Origin of the sequence: Vibrio sp. 1F279, assembly GCF_041439815.1 — a bacterium.
Classification (GTDB): domain Bacteria; phylum Pseudomonadota; class Gammaproteobacteria; order Enterobacterales; family Vibrionaceae; genus Vibrio; species Vibrio tasmaniensis_A.
This window is the reverse complement of sequence record NZ_JBGOOU010000021.1, coordinates 62849-77066: the sequence shown is the minus strand read 5'-3', so window position 1 is coordinate 77066 and position 14218 is coordinate 62849. Positions and strand designations below refer to the sequence as shown.

Genomic DNA, 14218 nt, shown 5'->3' with positions numbered 1-14218 from the left:
CTTTATGACGCGGCTTCTTACGATGGCATAGCGCATGTTGTGGCTTCTTTTACCACATTCACCGCTGTTATTGCGCAGGTTTTTGAGCCCAAACGTGAATATAACGGCCTAGCGACAGATATGGCTCTTGGCGACATAGCTGTTTCTCTAGTTCCAACACATCTTCAAATTGGTAATCACCCATGTACTCCATATTACCTATGTAGTCACTGAAAGAGCGAATGCCTGATTTACCACAGATATCTAGACCAGCGTCTTCTATCCATTGATAAACCTCTTCAGGCTTCAAGCCTTTTTGTGGTTGCAGCTTAAACCTTTTTCGATGTGGCATCCCATTCAATACATGAGGAATGTTGCCACAAATCACATTTTTCAGGACTAAACCATGGTGGTTGTAAAACATTATCGAGGCAATACCACCGGGTTTTACTTGTTCCAACAATAAATCAAGTGCCTGTTTGGGGTCTGCTAGCCATTCCATTACGGCATGAAACATCACAAAATCGACTTTCTCTTCGAGATGCTCTGCCACTTTTTGTACCGGAGAATGAATAAATCGATATTGCTCGAGCAAACCCGCTTCGCTGATACTTTCTTCTGCGAGCTTCAACATTTCAGAGGAGAGGTCGCACAGAGAAACGTTGTGGCCTAGTGTCGCAATTTTTTGTGACATCTGTGCAAGTCCACCGCCTGCATCAAGGACATGCAGCGGCGAAGCGGATTGATCAAACTTGCTCAAAGCTTGTTCTAAATCTTCCCATACGATGCACTGACGGATCTCTCCTTTGTCAGAGCCGTATATGTTTTTTGCAAATTTGTGGGCAATATCGTCGAAATTACGGTCTTCAGTCACGGCTACTTGAGTTATTATGTCCTATCGTGCCTGCTATTCTGTCACAGGAATTTCAGGAATAAAGAGGCGATGTCTCTTTTTACTACTAAGTGATGTTTTTTCGGACTATTCGGATATGTTTGAGCTGAAAAAAGTAGTGTCTTCGTTACTGATGCCACTGCCAGCAATGTTAATTCTCGCTTTTCTGGGTTTAGCCCTAGTGATGTTTACTGCAAAAAGGAAGACAGGTTGCCTAATTACCCTTTCAGCCCTCTGTGGTATTTTCCTAATCGCTTTCCAGCCTGTTTCTAGTCAACTTTTAATGCCAATGGAAAGGCAACACACCGCTTTTTTACCTATCGATGATACCGTCGATTACATTATGGTTCTTGGAAGTGGTCACGTTGTTGATGACCAAATCCCACCAACATCAGAACTTAGCCGCACCGGTCTGATGCGCTTAAGTGAAGGGATTCGTATCTTACGTCTTTACCCTGGAGCTAAACTCATTTTGTCTGGTTATGGCGCAGGCACTGAGGTGAGCAACGCCAAAATGATGGCTAAAGTAGCGCTAGCACTCGGCGTGGCAAAACCCGATATCATTCTGCTTGAAACTGCGAAAGATACGTGGGAAGAAGCTCGCCAAGCCGCTGCATTCGTTAAGAATAAGAAAATGGTGCTCGTGACATCAGCTAGCCATATGACTCGCGCACTTAATGAATTCAATGCCGCGGGCATGAAACCATTACCAGCTCCAACCAACTACCTTGCACAAGAAGGGATTGTTGAACCATGGAATAAGTATATGCCTAAGGCTATCTATCTCGAGCAGACTGAGCGCTATTGGCATGAGACGATGGGATTAGTTTGGCAAAGCTTGCGAGATTGGCTAGACACAAGTAATGACCCTGTCGAGAGCAGTACTCCGACGGTAAACAATTAAAAAGTTCAGTAACAAAAAAACCGAGGCATCATCGATGTCTCGGTTTTTTTACGTTCAAGTATCGTTACTGAAATCAGCTTTCCACGGAAATTAGTCACCAGCAAACATGTAACCTTCACCGTGAACCGTCACAAAAATTTGTGGATTCTTAGGGTCAAACTCCATTTTTGCACGCATACGACGGATTAACACGTCGATAGTGCGGTCATTCGGCGCGTCTACTCGATGGCTGATCATATTCAAAATACGTTCACGGCTTAATACTTGGTTAGGGTAAGAAGAGAGTGCAACCAATAGTTCATATTCAGCTTTGGTCAATTTCACCGGCTCGCTGTTCTTGCTTAGCGCACGGCGAGGTATATCAAACGTCCATTCACCAAAACGAACCACAGATTCGTCTTCTGTTTGTTCTACCGCAACCGCTGCAGTTTTACGAGCAGCCGAAATACGCCACAAGAGGTTTTTAACTCGAACCAACAACTCGCGAAGTTCGAAGGGTTTAGTAACGTAATCGTCTGCGCCCATTTCAAGGCCAACGATCTTGTCAATGCTATCCGTGCGTCCAGTAACTAAAATTATTCCAATGTCTGATTGACTGCGTAATTCGCGAGTTAGCATCAATCCATCTTCGCCTGGCAAGTTGATGTCTAACATAATGAGGTCAACGTTATTTTCTTCTAACATTTTTCTCATTTGAGCCCCGCTTTCAGCTTCGCTCACTGTGTAACCTTCATTCTGGAAATATCCAACCAGTTTACTTCGGGTTACCACATCATCTTCTACGACTAATACGTGATAGCTCATCTACACCACTTTTCTTATTTAATAGTTTCAGTGACCATTCTATTCATAACTCGTAACAATTCTAGTACTACAGAAGATAAAAGCCAGAAACATGATTTTTTTTTGATACAAGACAATCTTAAACCTTGCTATTTGTCCCCCATCGCAATTCAATATAGGCATTACTACTAACGAGTAACTTTGCGTTTCGCAAATAACCTTGTTATTCAGCCTTGGTGTGTCTATACATAAATCACTCGACGATGCTAGGTACACACACACCACAAGACTAAATCAGGATCTAAGAAATGAAAGATACGAAAGCATTCAACGAACAACGAGCAGAAATATACTGGTGGCTATCAAGCTTGTTCGCTAAAGAGCTCACTCAAGAAGAACTCGATCACTACCACTCTGTTGAAATTCGTTCTTTCCTAACTGGTTTAGGTGAAAATGAAACACTAAAGCCGGCGATTGATAGCTTAGTGGATGCGCTAAACCGTCTACAAACACGTGAAGATGCTCAATTAGAATTGTCTGCTGACTTCTGTGACTTATTCTTAAAGACTGATAAACATGGCGCACTTCCTTACGCTTCTATGTATATCGGCCAGACTGGCCTTTTGAACGATAAGCCAGCAAAAGATATGGAAGAGATCATGGCTAAACACAACTTGGTGGTTAACCAAGACCTAAAAGAGCCAGCTGACCACATTGCTATCGAACTCGATTTCCTAGGTAATCTAATCATTCGTTCGAACGAAACTGAACTTGAAGAAGAACTAGAGAAATCCTTCGCTGTTCAACAGCAATTTATCGAACAGCAACTGCTTACTTGGGTACCAAAGTTCAACGTTAAATGTCATGACATTGACACATTCGGTTTCTACGCTTCAGTCTCATCCCTGCTATTGGCATTCTGCAAATTAGACACTCAATACCTAGCTGGCGAATAAGCTTTTTTTGACGACTCGATAAATAAATTCAATAGAATTGTGACCATTCACCCGGATTTCTGGGTGAATTTTATTGCGAGTAATTTCTAGTCAGTCTAAAATTGTGACCGCAAACGATAAAATATGAAACATTCACGAAATGCTACACTTATTGAAGTTCAGAGCATTTCGGTGTTAAGACAAGCCGCTCAATAGCGGTTTTTTGTTTTTTAGCACTTTAGTACCCAAAGAGCCCTACAAATTTAAGCTCTTAGTTAGGTAGCTTAACGGCTACTTCATTCCGTACTTTGGGAAAGTAGCTTCTAATAGGATAAAAACATGGCCACTATAAAAGATGTCGCACGCTTAGCCGGCGTATCAACAACAACCGTTTCTCACGTAATCAACAAAACTCGCTTTGTTGCTGAAGCGACTCAAGAAAAAGTAAACAAAGCCGTAGACGAACTGAACTATGCGCCAAGTGCCGTTGCTCGTAGTTTGAAGTGCAATACAACCCGCACCATCGGTATGCTAGTGACTCAATCAACTAACCTATTCTTCTCTGAAGTTATCGATGGTGTTGAGAGCTACTGCTACCGTCAAGGTTACACTTTGATCCTATGTAATACGGGCGGTATCTACGAAAAGCAACGTGACTACATTCGAATGCTTGCTGAGAAACGTGTAGATGGCATCTTAGTTATGTGTTCTGACCTGACTGAAGAACTAAGAGAGATGTTAGACCGTCACGCAGACATCCCTAAAGTTATCATGGACTGGGGCCCTGAAAGCTCTCAGGCTGATAAGATCATCGATAACTCTGAAGAAGGTGGCTACCTAGCAACCAAATATCTCATTGAGCGCGGTCACTCCAAGATTGCATGTTTAAGTGGCCACTTAGACAAAGCAGCGTGTGTTGAACGTATTGCCGGTTACAAGCGCGCACTTAACGAAGCAAAGATTTCTGCCGATGAAAATATGATCATCGAAGGCAACTTTGAATGTGACACAGCTGTGATTGCTGCTGACCAAATCATTGAGATGGAAGAGCGCCCAACCGCAGTATTCTGTTTTAACGACACGATGGCATTAGGACTGATGAGCCGATTACAAGAAAAAGGCATTCGTATTCCTGAAGATATCTCAGTGATCGGTTACGACAACATAGAATTGGCTGAATACTTCTCTCCACCGTTAACGACGGTTCACCAACCTAAGCGCCGTGTTGGTAAAAATGCATTCGAAATACTACTAGAGCGTATAAAAGACAAAGACCACGAAAAACGCGTCTTCGAAATGCACCCTGAAATTGTTGAGCGAAGTACAGTTAAAACGTTAAATTAATTGATGTAATGAGTTTAGTTTAATCAAGCGCACCTTTAGGTGCGTTTTTTTTTTAACAAACAAGGTGCACTTGAGTGCATAATTCAAAGATCATTAATTGAAGCAATATCACATTTTGAAATAAGAAGTGTGAGCCTAATTCAACAAAAACTTTATTCTAATAACCCAGTCACGCACAGGGCAAACCACTTGAAAAAGTGGGACGCAAAGCTTCCGGCCTAAACCACTCGTTGGTATGGTAGCGGGGTTACCGATGGCAAAATGCAGTAACTGCTAATACTTTAGTAATTTACAGCCTATTGACAATTTAATTGCAACATTTTGCTAATCTCTCGGACCTGCTTATTTGGTGGCGTAGTTCAAATACACCGAGATAAATAACATGGATAAACCGATACTAAAGGACTCAATGAAATTATTTGAGCCCCTAGGAAAAATTAAGTCACGCTCAATGTTTGGTGGATTCGGGCTTTTTGCTGATGACACTATGTTTGCCCTGGTTGTGAATGACCAGTTGCATATACGAGCTGACAAATGCACAACACAACAATTCGAACAACAAGGATTTCAACCATACGTCTACAAAAAACGTGGTTTTCCTGTCGTTACTAAATATTTCGCTTTACCTGAAGGCTTATGGCAAGACCAAGAGAAAATCTTGCAGCTTGCGACTACGTCTCTAGGTTTTGCTAAAGAAGAGAAAGCTGAACAATCTTCTGCTAAACCAACTAGACTCAAAGATCTGCCTAACCTTCGACTCGCCACCGAGCGGATGTTGAAAAAGGCAGGGATCGATTCTGTAGAACGTTTATATGAATCTGGCTCTGTAAACGCATTTAACGCCATCAAAGAATCGCATGCGTCTTCTGTCAGTATTGAACTGTTATGGGCGCTAGAAGGCGCGATCAATGGTACACATTGGTCTGTTATACCGCAGCAACGTCGTGAAGAGCTTATCAATCACGTCAATTAACATTGTCAGTTCAAACTATATAGATAACTAAGCCGCATTTTTGCGGCTTTTTTTATATCTGGTGAAAGTTATTCTATGCTTTGCCTGTCTATCTATACTAATGGTATACATTGAAAAACTAATGGTATGCATTGAAAATTTAGAGGAAGTATCAATGAGTAAAAAAATGATATTGGGTATTGTGTTGGTCATAACCATCGTCTTGTTAGGCGTCAATTTCGGCCAGTACTTAACGCTTGAAAATGCAAAAGCCCAGCAAGCTGTTTTGAATGACTACATTGAGAGCAATTTCATTGCCGCTGCCGCTATCTACTTTGTCGCGTATGTCATGATTACGGCTTTCTCAATTCCTGGCGCTGCCGTTGTTACGCTGTTAGGCGCTGCGCTGTTTGGGTTTTGGAACAGTTTACTGCTGGTGTCTTTCGCGAGCGCTATTGGTGCAACCCTCGCCTTCTTAAGTAGTCGTTACTTGTTACGTGACTGGATCCAAACCAAGTTTGGCGACAAGTTAGCTACCATAAATAAGGGCGTTGAAAAAGACGGTGCATTTTACTTATTCTCGCTACGTCTAATTCCTGTTTTCCCGTTTTTCCTTATCAATCTATTGATGGGTCTAACACCGATGTCGGTGAGTCGTTACTATATTACTAGCCAAATCGGTATGTTGCCGGGTACCGCCGTTTTCTTGAATGCCGGAACTCAACTCGCAGAAATTGATTCACTTTCGGGCATCGTGTCTCCCTCAGTACTGTTGTCATTTGCCTTACTGGGTGTATTCCCAATTATTGCTAAATGGTTAATGAACAAATTTCGCTCAGCACCTGTCGCTGAGTAACGTATATAGCTAAATAGCTAAATAGCTAAATAGCTAAATAGCTTAGTAACGCATGCAGCCAAATAAGGTTCTATTTCAATGAAAATCTTCAGTGCATCGAATCCAACAGAAGCTCATATCATCTGTGGATTGTTAGAAAGTGAGAATATTGCGTGTGAAGTCCGTGGTGAGGGTTTGTTTGGTTTAAAAGGTGAAACCCCATTTACCGAAGATACAGACCCTTACGTATGGTTACATGAGCCAGAACTCGCTAGTAAAGCCCGCACGATCGTCAATGACTACCAAAAACAGCAAGATTCGATCATCTATGAAGAGTGGCGTTGTGGTGAGTGTCATGAAATCAATGAAGCACAATTCGGGTCTTGTTGGCAGTGCGGCGCTGCTTCGCCTGAATAGCAGAGTTTCAGTTGTTATCAAATACCTCCTCCAAATAAAAACGGGAAGCTAAATTAGCTTCCCGTTTTTATTTTAATTCTATTGGATCATCGAGTCTGATAACCAACCCAGAGAATCACTGAATTTGCTTTTGGATAAAAGCGATAGATTGTTGATTGAATTCTTCAGGATTTTCTACATTACATACATGCCCACAGTTGGCAATTTCTACCAACTCGCTCGACTCGTGCGCTTCGACCATTTCTTTAACGGGTTTGATGAACATGTAATCGCGCTCGCCCATCAAATACAAAGTCGGAATCGGCAACTCCCTGTCTTTAAAGTATTTCATCAATGGGTTCACATCAGCCGTGAGGATAAACCAGCGCTTGAACTCTTTTTGGCACAGCTTTTTCGCTTCGCGGATAAACAGGTGACGTGATTCTTTCTGACTTTTTTGCGGCATCACAACATAAGCAAAAAGGCTGTATAGCCACATATAAGGAATGATGTGCTTACTCAGGTTTCCTAATTTGATTAAGACTTGAGATCGAGTGTTGAGTTTAGTGACAGCACCACCAAGCACCATCGAACGTACTCTGCTTGCCGCCAGTTCGGCCACGTTACGAACGATAATTGTACCCAAAGACATACCAACAAAGTGTGCGGATCGGATTTTTAGATGATCTAACACTTTAAGAATATCGAGCGTTACTGATTTGAACGTATAACGGTTCGAAATCAGATCTTTAAGTATGTTGTCTGATTTACCGTGCCCTCTCAAGTCAATGAGAAGCAAGTTGAAATGCTGTTTATACGCTTTGATCTGCTTAAACCAAATGGAGGAACTGCCCCCTGCGCCATGCACAAACACAACCCACTCATCACTCGTAGGGTGAGTAAATGTTTTATGAAATAATAAACTCTCAGACATACCTATCGCTTAATTTATTTATGGAGCTAAGCCTCATCACAAGGCGATGACTAAAGATATCACGCAATTAAGAATTTTAAGTGATAATAGTGTCAAACCCAACACTAGTCATGTGAATACCTGACCACCTTTTCTACCTGACTAAAATGAGTTTGCAAGCTTTGTCTTTGGAAACGTGATGTGATCTGACCAGAAAAAAAAAGGCACTCTATCAGCAGAGCGCCTTCTTTTATTATGAACAGTTGTTATTCAACAACTGTATTTTAAAGCTAAGTCAACAAGTTAAAATGCAGAATGGTACATCGCAAGATATTCTTCTGCCGCATCTTCCCAACTAAAATCTTGTTGCATCGCGTAAAGTTGAACGCGCTTAATTTCAGATGGATTTTGAGCATAAAGTAGTAATGAGCGATGTAATACCGCTAGTAATGCTTGCGGTGTTGGTTCTTCAAAAGCAAAGCCTGTTGCTATCTCGGGATCCTGATCGTAATCATTCACACTGTCCTTTAAACCACCAACAGAGCGCACAATAGGCAAAGTGCCGTAAGCCATGCTGTAGATTTGGTTCAAGCCACAAGGCTCAAATTCAGAAGGCATCAAGAAAAAATCAGAGCCCGCTTCAACCAAATGCGCTAGTTCATTATTGTAGGCTTCTACGAATGAGAACTTGTCTGAATGAAGTGCTGATAACTCTTTCAATTGACTCGCCAAAACCGGATCACCAGTACCGACAATCACGATCTGCAATTCGTTTTTCAAGAACTGCTCGATGACAGGCAGTAAGTAATGAACGCCTTTTTGGTTGGTCAGACGACAAACCATACCATAAACCGCACAATCGGTAACGGGTAAACCAACATCTTGTTGCAGTTTTTGCTTACAAGCAGATTTTCCACGAGTCATGCTGTGTTTCGTTGCTTTGAATTTACGAGGAAGGGAAGCGTCTGTTTCCGGGTTCCAAGCTCCATAATCACAACCGTTGAGAATACCAAATAAGTCGGCCGAACGATGTTGGAACTCTGCTGCCATGCCATGGCTACCTAACTCCGTTTTCAGCTCTTCCGCATACGTTGGGCTTACTGCATTGACCTTATCGGCACACATCACCCCTGCTTTTAGCATGGTGACATGCGTGTCACTTACAGATGCTTCAGGCACATTGTAACTGTGCATCTCTGGCAGACATTGCAGTTCATCGTATGCGAACACCCCTTTGAAAACTGCATTGTGAATCGAGATAACACTGCGCGTATTTTCAAAGAATTCGTGTTGTTGATAACGTGATTTAAGCAAGAAAGGCACAAAGCCTGTGTGCCAGTCATTTGCATGAATGATATCAGGTTGGAACGCGAGCTTAGGAAGCATATCCAAACAAGCCGTACTGAAGAACGAAAAGCGCTCTCCGTTATCAGCATACGCTTGATTGTTCTCTGCGTACATTTCAGGACGGTCAAAATACTTGTCACATTCAATAGCGAAGATTTGAACACCTTCGACACTCAACTTTTTGACTTGATAAGCAGTATGAGGCCAATGATCGAGCTCGGTCGACAAAATCACTTCAGCTGAATCAATGTTTGGAATGTTTCTATAAGCAGGGATGGTCACTCGAACATCTTGTTCGAGTGTTTGTAACGCTTTTGGCAGTGCCTTGGCTACATCAGCCAAGCCACCACTTTTAATCAAGCCTTCAACTTCAGACGCTACAAAAAGTACCGAGAGAGTCTTAGTAACCAACTCGAGCTCCTTTGGAAATAACTACTACACCATCGTCAGAGACATGGTAATGCTTTTTATCTTCTTTCAGATTTACGCCAATCTGTGTTCCAGGTGCGATATCTGCATCTTTATCGACGATGACACGACGAAGTACGCAACCTTCACCCACTTTCACATCACCGAGTAAGATACTCTCACTAATATCACACGCTGATGCGATATTACTGCGGAAACCCAATACACACTTCTCAATGCGAGAGCCACGTACATAGCTGCCGTTACACACTAAGCTATCGATGATCTGAACACGGCCGTTTGCCGAATCAGTAAACGTAGCCGGCGGTAGTGGCGGATAGTATGTATGTAGTGGCCACTTGCGGTTGTATAGCGAGAATGGCGCATCTTTCTCAAGAAGATCCATATGAGCTTGCCAGTACGCGTCAATCGTACCTACATCGCGCCAATAAACTTCTTCTTTCTCACCAGTAATACGGTTAGTACTGAAGTCATAAACAAACACATCACCACGCGGAACCAGGTTTGGAATGATGTCTTTTCCGAAATCATGTGTCGAGTCTTCTCTATCTGCATCTTCAACAAGTTCTGCGAACAACTCGTTAGCTTCAAATACGTAGTTACCCATAGACACAAGCGCAGACTCCGGGTCACCTGGAATTGGTTTCGGGTTAGCCGGTTTCTCTTCAAAACCAATCATACGTCCTTCAGCATCCACTTCGATAACGCCGAATTCAGATGCTTCAGCAAGCGGCATACGCAATGCAGAAACGGTTAAAGCCGCTTTCTTCTCTTTATGGAAATCAAGCATCTGCTTAATGTCCATTTTGTAAATATGATCTGATCCAAAAATACAAACTTGATCAGGTTCTTCCAACTGCATGAAGCGAAGGTTTTGATAAATAGCATCTGCAGTACCTTCATACCAACGCTTACCTGTACGCATTTGCGCAGGGATTGGGTCGATAAAACGGTCGGTTATACCACTGATATTCCAACCTTTTTTCATGTGATGGAACAGTGATTGTGACTTAAACTGTGTTAATACGTAGATCTTCATTAGATCAGCATTAACGAAGTTATTCAGAGCAAAATCAATTAAGCGGTAACTACCACCGAAAGGAACCGAGGGTTTGCTGCGAGATTCAGTTAAAGGTCTTAAGCGAGAGCCTTCACCACCAGCAAGAATCATTCCTAATACACCAGCCATTTTATTCTCCATATATTTATAGCTTGTCGATGTTAGTGCTCTAAGAGGTATCTTCCTCTGGGGGATGAGCACCAACACTTATTTCGGTACTTAACGAATATCCATTCACATGCAGTGAAAATATCCTAAGCCAAACGTTGTTAAGTGTGCACTATTGTTTGCACTTGGTTTTATATACGTTATCGACTTTCCGGTCGATTTCAATTTTTAATACGCCATTCTGTGTTATGTAAGCCGATTGCTTTCCTAAGACTTAAAGCAGCTCACATTACACTGTTTTTATGAAACATTAAGTTAACACTCGGAATACATCAGGTATACAACTAAAACCTGATCTGTGACTTACAATATTTTAATTAAGTTACAATCACGTTAAGGTTGCATAATTAAAGATTATTATCCATTTCATTTATTTCATGACCTGAATTTAACAAATAGACACAGGTAAGGCCGACGATCGAGAGACAGCATAATTAGTCATATTCAGATCAAAAAAAAAGCAGCCTAATGGCTGCTTTTTTCATCAATAAAATGTCAACCCATATCAGATCGGGTCACACATTCAGTTACTTCTCTTTAGGCTTTTTACGTTTATCCGTAACTTCCCACTTACCGTCGATGTACAAAGCGGTCCAACCTGAAGGTTTACCGTCCACTTCGGTACGAACGTAGTTTTCTTTTGTCTTACGACTAAAACGAACTACTGTCGGCTTGCCATCAGGATCAGCAACCGGTGCTGATGCCAGATACTGGAATTTAGGTGAGATACGGTCTTTAAAACGAACCAGCTCTTCCACTAATGGTGCACGTGTTTCACGTGATTTAGGGAAATTACTCGCGGCCATAAACAAACCAGAAGCCCCATCACGAAGTACGAAGTATGCATCTGAATTTTCACATGGGAGTTCAGGGAAATGCACTGGGTCTTCTTTAGGTGGCGCTACTTCGCCATTCTTCAGAATCTTACGAGTGTTCTTACAATCTTCACTCGTACAGTCCATGTATTTACCGAAACGACCATTCTTCAAAACCATGTCAGAACTACATTTGTCACACTCAACAAGCGGACCATCATAGCCTTTCACTTTGAATTCGCCGTGTTCAACCACATAACCTTCACAGTTAGGGTTGTTACCACACACATGCATCTTACGCTTATCATCGATCAGATAAGCATCCATTGCCGTTTCACAAATCGGACAACGCTTTTTCGCTCGAAGTGCTGCGGTTTCAACGTCTTCTTCAAGAACGTTGATAATACCGTCTTCATCACCAAGGTTAATGGTTGTCTTACAGCGCTCTTTTGGTGGAAGTGCATAACCAGAACAACCTAGGAATACGCCAGTCGAAGCTGTACGAATACCCATTTTACGGCTACAAGTTGGACACTCAATATCGGTTTCAACGATATGATTTGGCTTCATGCCACCAGCGTCTTCATCTAAATCGGCTTTTTCCAAATCGCCTGTAAAGTCTTCGAAGAAGTTATCTAGCACGCCTTTCCAGCTTGCTTCGCCTTCTGCAATTTGGTCTAACTTCTGCTCCATACGAGCCGTAAAGTCATAGTTCATTAGGTCATTGAAACTGCCATCTAGACGGTCAGTAACAATTTCACCCATCTTCTCAGCATAGAAACGACGCTGTTCAACTTTTACATAACCACGGTCTTGAATCGTAGAGATGATTGATGCGTACGTTGAAGGACGACCAATACCACGCTTCTCAAGCTCTTTAACTAGCGCCGCTTCAGTAAAACGGGCTGGCGGCTTAGTGAAATGCTGTTTAGGGTCTAATGCGATTAGGTCTAGCTTTTCACCAACCTGTACAGCAGGAAGAATCGTATCTTCATTTTTACCCATTGGACGTTGAACGCGAGTCCAACCATCAAACTTAAGAATACGGCCTTTCGCTTTTAACGTGTACTCATCAGCTTTAACGCTTACCGTCGTTGAATCGTATTGCGCAGGTGTCATTTGACATGCAACAAATTGATTCCAAATCAGCGAGTAAAGCTTGTGTGCGTCCGCGTCTACGCCGTTTAGGTCTTCAGACTTAACATCGACACTCGAAGGACGAATCGCTTCGTGAGCCTCTTGTGCGCCCTCTTTGCTGCCGTATACAAGCGCTTTCGGTGGAAGATATTGTGCACCAAACTCAGAACCAATGTATTCACGTGCGGCTTCTACAGCTTCTGAACTCAAGTTGGTCGAGTCAGTACGCATATAAGTGATGTAACCCGCTTCATACAAACGTTGAGCCAACATCATGGTTTTCTTTACGCCGTAACCAAGACGTGTGCTCGCCGCTTGTTGCAGAGTCGACGTGATGTAAGGTGCAGACGGCTTACTCTTAGTTGGGCGGTCTTCACGTTTACATACTTCGTATTGCGCTTTTTCTAAAACGCTTACTGCAGCTTGTGTTTGCGCTTCATTATCAGGTTTAAACGCAACACCGTCTTTTTGAGCGACTTGCAGTCTGAAATCTGTTTTCTCTGCCGTTTTGGTATCAGCATGCACATCCCAGAACTCTTCAGGGATAAAAGCGTTGATCTCGCGCTCACGTTCAACCAGTAGTTTTACAGCTACAGATTGAACACGGCCAGCGGATAGGCCTCGTGCTACTTTTTTCCAAAGCAGTGGTGACACCATAAAGCCAACAACACGGTCCATAAAACGTCGTGCTTGTTGTGCGTTTACGCCGTCGATATTTAGCTCGCCTGGAGTTTCGAAAGCTTGCTGAATAGCATTTTTAGTGATTTCGTTAAAAACCACTCGTTTGTATCGCGTTTCATCACCACCGATGATCTCACGAAGGTGCCATGCGATAGCTTCTCCTTCGCGGTCCAAATCGGTTGCGAGATAAACATGGTCTGCGTTCTCAGCCAGTTTTTGCAATTCAGCAACGACTTTTTCTTTGCCCGGTAAGATTTGGTAATTCGCTTCCCACTCTTGATAAGGGTTGATACCCATCTTTTTAATAAGCGCTTTGCGATCTTTTTCTTTCTTGATACGAGCTTTATCTTCTGGGCTCATACCCTTGGTTGAAACTGCAGCAGCCTTTTGACCTGTACTTTGACCCGCCGTTGGTAAATCACGAACGTGACCTACACTCGACTTAACGACAAAGTCTTTGCCAAGATATTTATTGATAGTTTTAGCCTTGGCTGGCGACTCCACTATAACGAGCGATTTACCCATATTGACTCTAACGTCCTTAATCACGATGCTTCAACACCAACAATTTTACTTGTGGGCTTTTACGCATGATATTCTAAATTCATTGCTTCTTTTTTTACTATTGTGCGAGATTACTAGAAGATC

The 14218-nt window shown here is 42.5% G+C and carries 12 protein-coding genes and 1 riboswitch; of the genes, 6 read left to right on the top strand and 6 right to left on the bottom strand.

The genetic code is table 11. The features are described from left to right. Positions 1–67: 67 nt before the first annotated feature. The gene (gene cmoM, locus ACED60_RS15690; protein WP_009846357.1) at positions 68–853 is read right to left on the bottom strand and encodes a tRNA uridine 5-oxyacetic acid(34) methyltransferase CmoM; all 786 of its coding nucleotides are present in this window, start codon (positions 851–853) and stop codon (positions 68–70) included. A 115-nt stretch (positions 854–968) separates the two neighbouring features. Here cmoM and elyC point away from each other — a divergent pair, with 115 nt between their 5' ends. Next, positions 969–1775: an envelope biogenesis factor ElyC gene (gene elyC, locus ACED60_RS15685; RefSeq protein WP_009846356.1), complete on the top strand. Its 807-nt coding sequence runs from the start codon at positions 969–971 to the stop codon at positions 1773–1775. Between the two features lie 90 nt (positions 1776–1865). Here the strand turns inward: elyC and torR are convergent, their stop codons facing one another. Then, positions 1866–2579 carry a two-component system response regulator TorR gene (gene torR, locus ACED60_RS15680; RefSeq protein ID WP_009846355.1) on the bottom strand — a complete coding sequence of 238 codons (714 nt, stop codon included), beginning with the start codon at positions 2577–2579 and terminating at the stop codon, positions 1866–1868. Between the two features lie 287 nt (positions 2580–2866). Between torR and torD the strand changes: the two genes are divergently transcribed. From torD to ACED60_RS15655, 5 genes are all read left to right on the top strand, one after another. After that, a complete protein-coding gene (gene torD / locus ACED60_RS15675) occupies positions 2867–3514 on the top strand; it encodes a molecular chaperone TorD (RefSeq protein ID WP_012603615.1) in 648 nt (215 codons plus the stop codon). Positions 3515–3832: 318 nt separating this feature from the next. Next, a complete protein-coding gene (gene purR / locus ACED60_RS15670; protein WP_371727943.1) occupies positions 3833–4837 on the top strand; it encodes an HTH-type transcriptional repressor PurR in 1005 nt (334 codons plus the stop codon). Between the two features lie 169 nt (positions 4838–5006). After that, a riboswitch (cyclic di-GMP riboswitch) is annotated at positions 5007–5092 on the top strand. 127 nt (positions 5093–5219) lie between these two features. After that, positions 5220–5810 (top strand): TfoX/Sxy family DNA transformation protein, encoded by a 591-nt coding sequence (locus ACED60_RS15665; protein WP_009846352.1) that lies wholly within the window; start codon positions 5220–5222, stop codon positions 5808–5810. A 154-nt stretch (positions 5811–5964) separates the two neighbouring features. Then, the gene (locus tag ACED60_RS15660; RefSeq protein WP_009846351.1) at positions 5965–6645 is read left to right on the top strand and encodes a TVP38/TMEM64 family protein; all 681 of its coding nucleotides are present in this window, start codon (positions 5965–5967) and stop codon (positions 6643–6645) included. Positions 6646–6723: 78 nt separating this feature from the next. Further along, positions 6724–7041 (top strand): DUF2007 domain-containing protein, encoded by a 318-nt coding sequence (locus tag ACED60_RS15655; protein ID WP_371727942.1) that lies wholly within the window; start codon positions 6724–6726, stop codon positions 7039–7041. A 115-nt stretch (positions 7042–7156) separates the two neighbouring features. Here ACED60_RS15655 and ACED60_RS15650 read toward each other — a convergent pair whose 3' ends face one another. From ACED60_RS15650 to topA, 4 genes are all read right to left on the bottom strand, one after another. Next, positions 7157–7954, bottom strand: coding sequence for an alpha/beta fold hydrolase (locus tag ACED60_RS15650; protein WP_009846349.1), 798 nt, complete (start codon positions 7952–7954; stop codon positions 7157–7159). Between the two features lie 282 nt (positions 7955–8236). Then, a complete protein-coding gene (gene glgA / locus ACED60_RS15645) occupies positions 8237–9691 on the bottom strand; it encodes a glycogen synthase GlgA (protein ID WP_102248918.1) in 1455 nt (484 codons plus the stop codon). Next, entirely contained in the window at positions 9681–10910 is a 1230-nt protein-coding gene (gene glgC, locus ACED60_RS15640; protein WP_371727940.1) for a glucose-1-phosphate adenylyltransferase, read from the bottom strand. The genes glgA and glgC overlap by 11 nt, the downstream gene beginning before the upstream one ends. A 554-nt stretch (positions 10911–11464) precedes the next feature. After that, the gene (gene topA / locus ACED60_RS15635) at positions 11465–14095 is read right to left on the bottom strand and encodes a type I DNA topoisomerase (RefSeq protein WP_012603610.1); all 2631 of its coding nucleotides are present in this window, start codon (positions 14093–14095) and stop codon (positions 11465–11467) included. Positions 14096–14218: the final 123 nt, after the last annotated feature.

What these genes read in the sequence shown, in the direction of transcription:
- topA (WP_012603610.1), bottom strand. Translation starts at nt 14,095, where the DNA reads ATGGGTAAATCGCTCGTTATAGTGGAGTCGCCAGCCAAGGCTAAAACT.
- ACED60_RS15660 (WP_009846351.1), top strand. Translation starts at nt 5,965, where the DNA reads ATGAGTAAAAAAATGATATTGGGTATTGTGTTGGTCATAACCATCGTC.
- torD (WP_012603615.1), top strand. Translation starts at nt 2,867, where the DNA reads ATGAAAGATACGAAAGCATTCAACGAACAACGAGCAGAAATATACTGG.
- ACED60_RS15665 (WP_009846352.1), top strand. Translation starts at nt 5,220, where the DNA reads ATGGATAAACCGATACTAAAGGACTCAATGAAATTATTTGAGCCCCTA.
- purR (WP_371727943.1), top strand. Translation starts at nt 3,833, where the DNA reads ATGGCCACTATAAAAGATGTCGCACGCTTAGCCGGCGTATCAACAACA.
- elyC (WP_009846356.1), top strand. Translation starts at nt 969, where the DNA reads ATGTTTGAGCTGAAAAAAGTAGTGTCTTCGTTACTGATGCCACTGCCA.
- ACED60_RS15650 (WP_009846349.1), bottom strand. Translation starts at nt 7,954, where the DNA reads ATGTCTGAGAGTTTATTATTTCATAAAACATTTACTCACCCTACGAGT.
- torR (WP_009846355.1), bottom strand. Translation starts at nt 2,579, where the DNA reads ATGAGCTATCACGTATTAGTCGTAGAAGATGATGTGGTAACCCGAAGT.
- glgC (WP_371727940.1), bottom strand. Translation starts at nt 10,910, where the DNA reads ATGGAGAATAAAATGGCTGGTGTATTAGGAATGATTCTTGCTGGTGGT.
- ACED60_RS15655 (WP_371727942.1), top strand. Translation starts at nt 6,724, where the DNA reads ATGAAAATCTTCAGTGCATCGAATCCAACAGAAGCTCATATCATCTGT.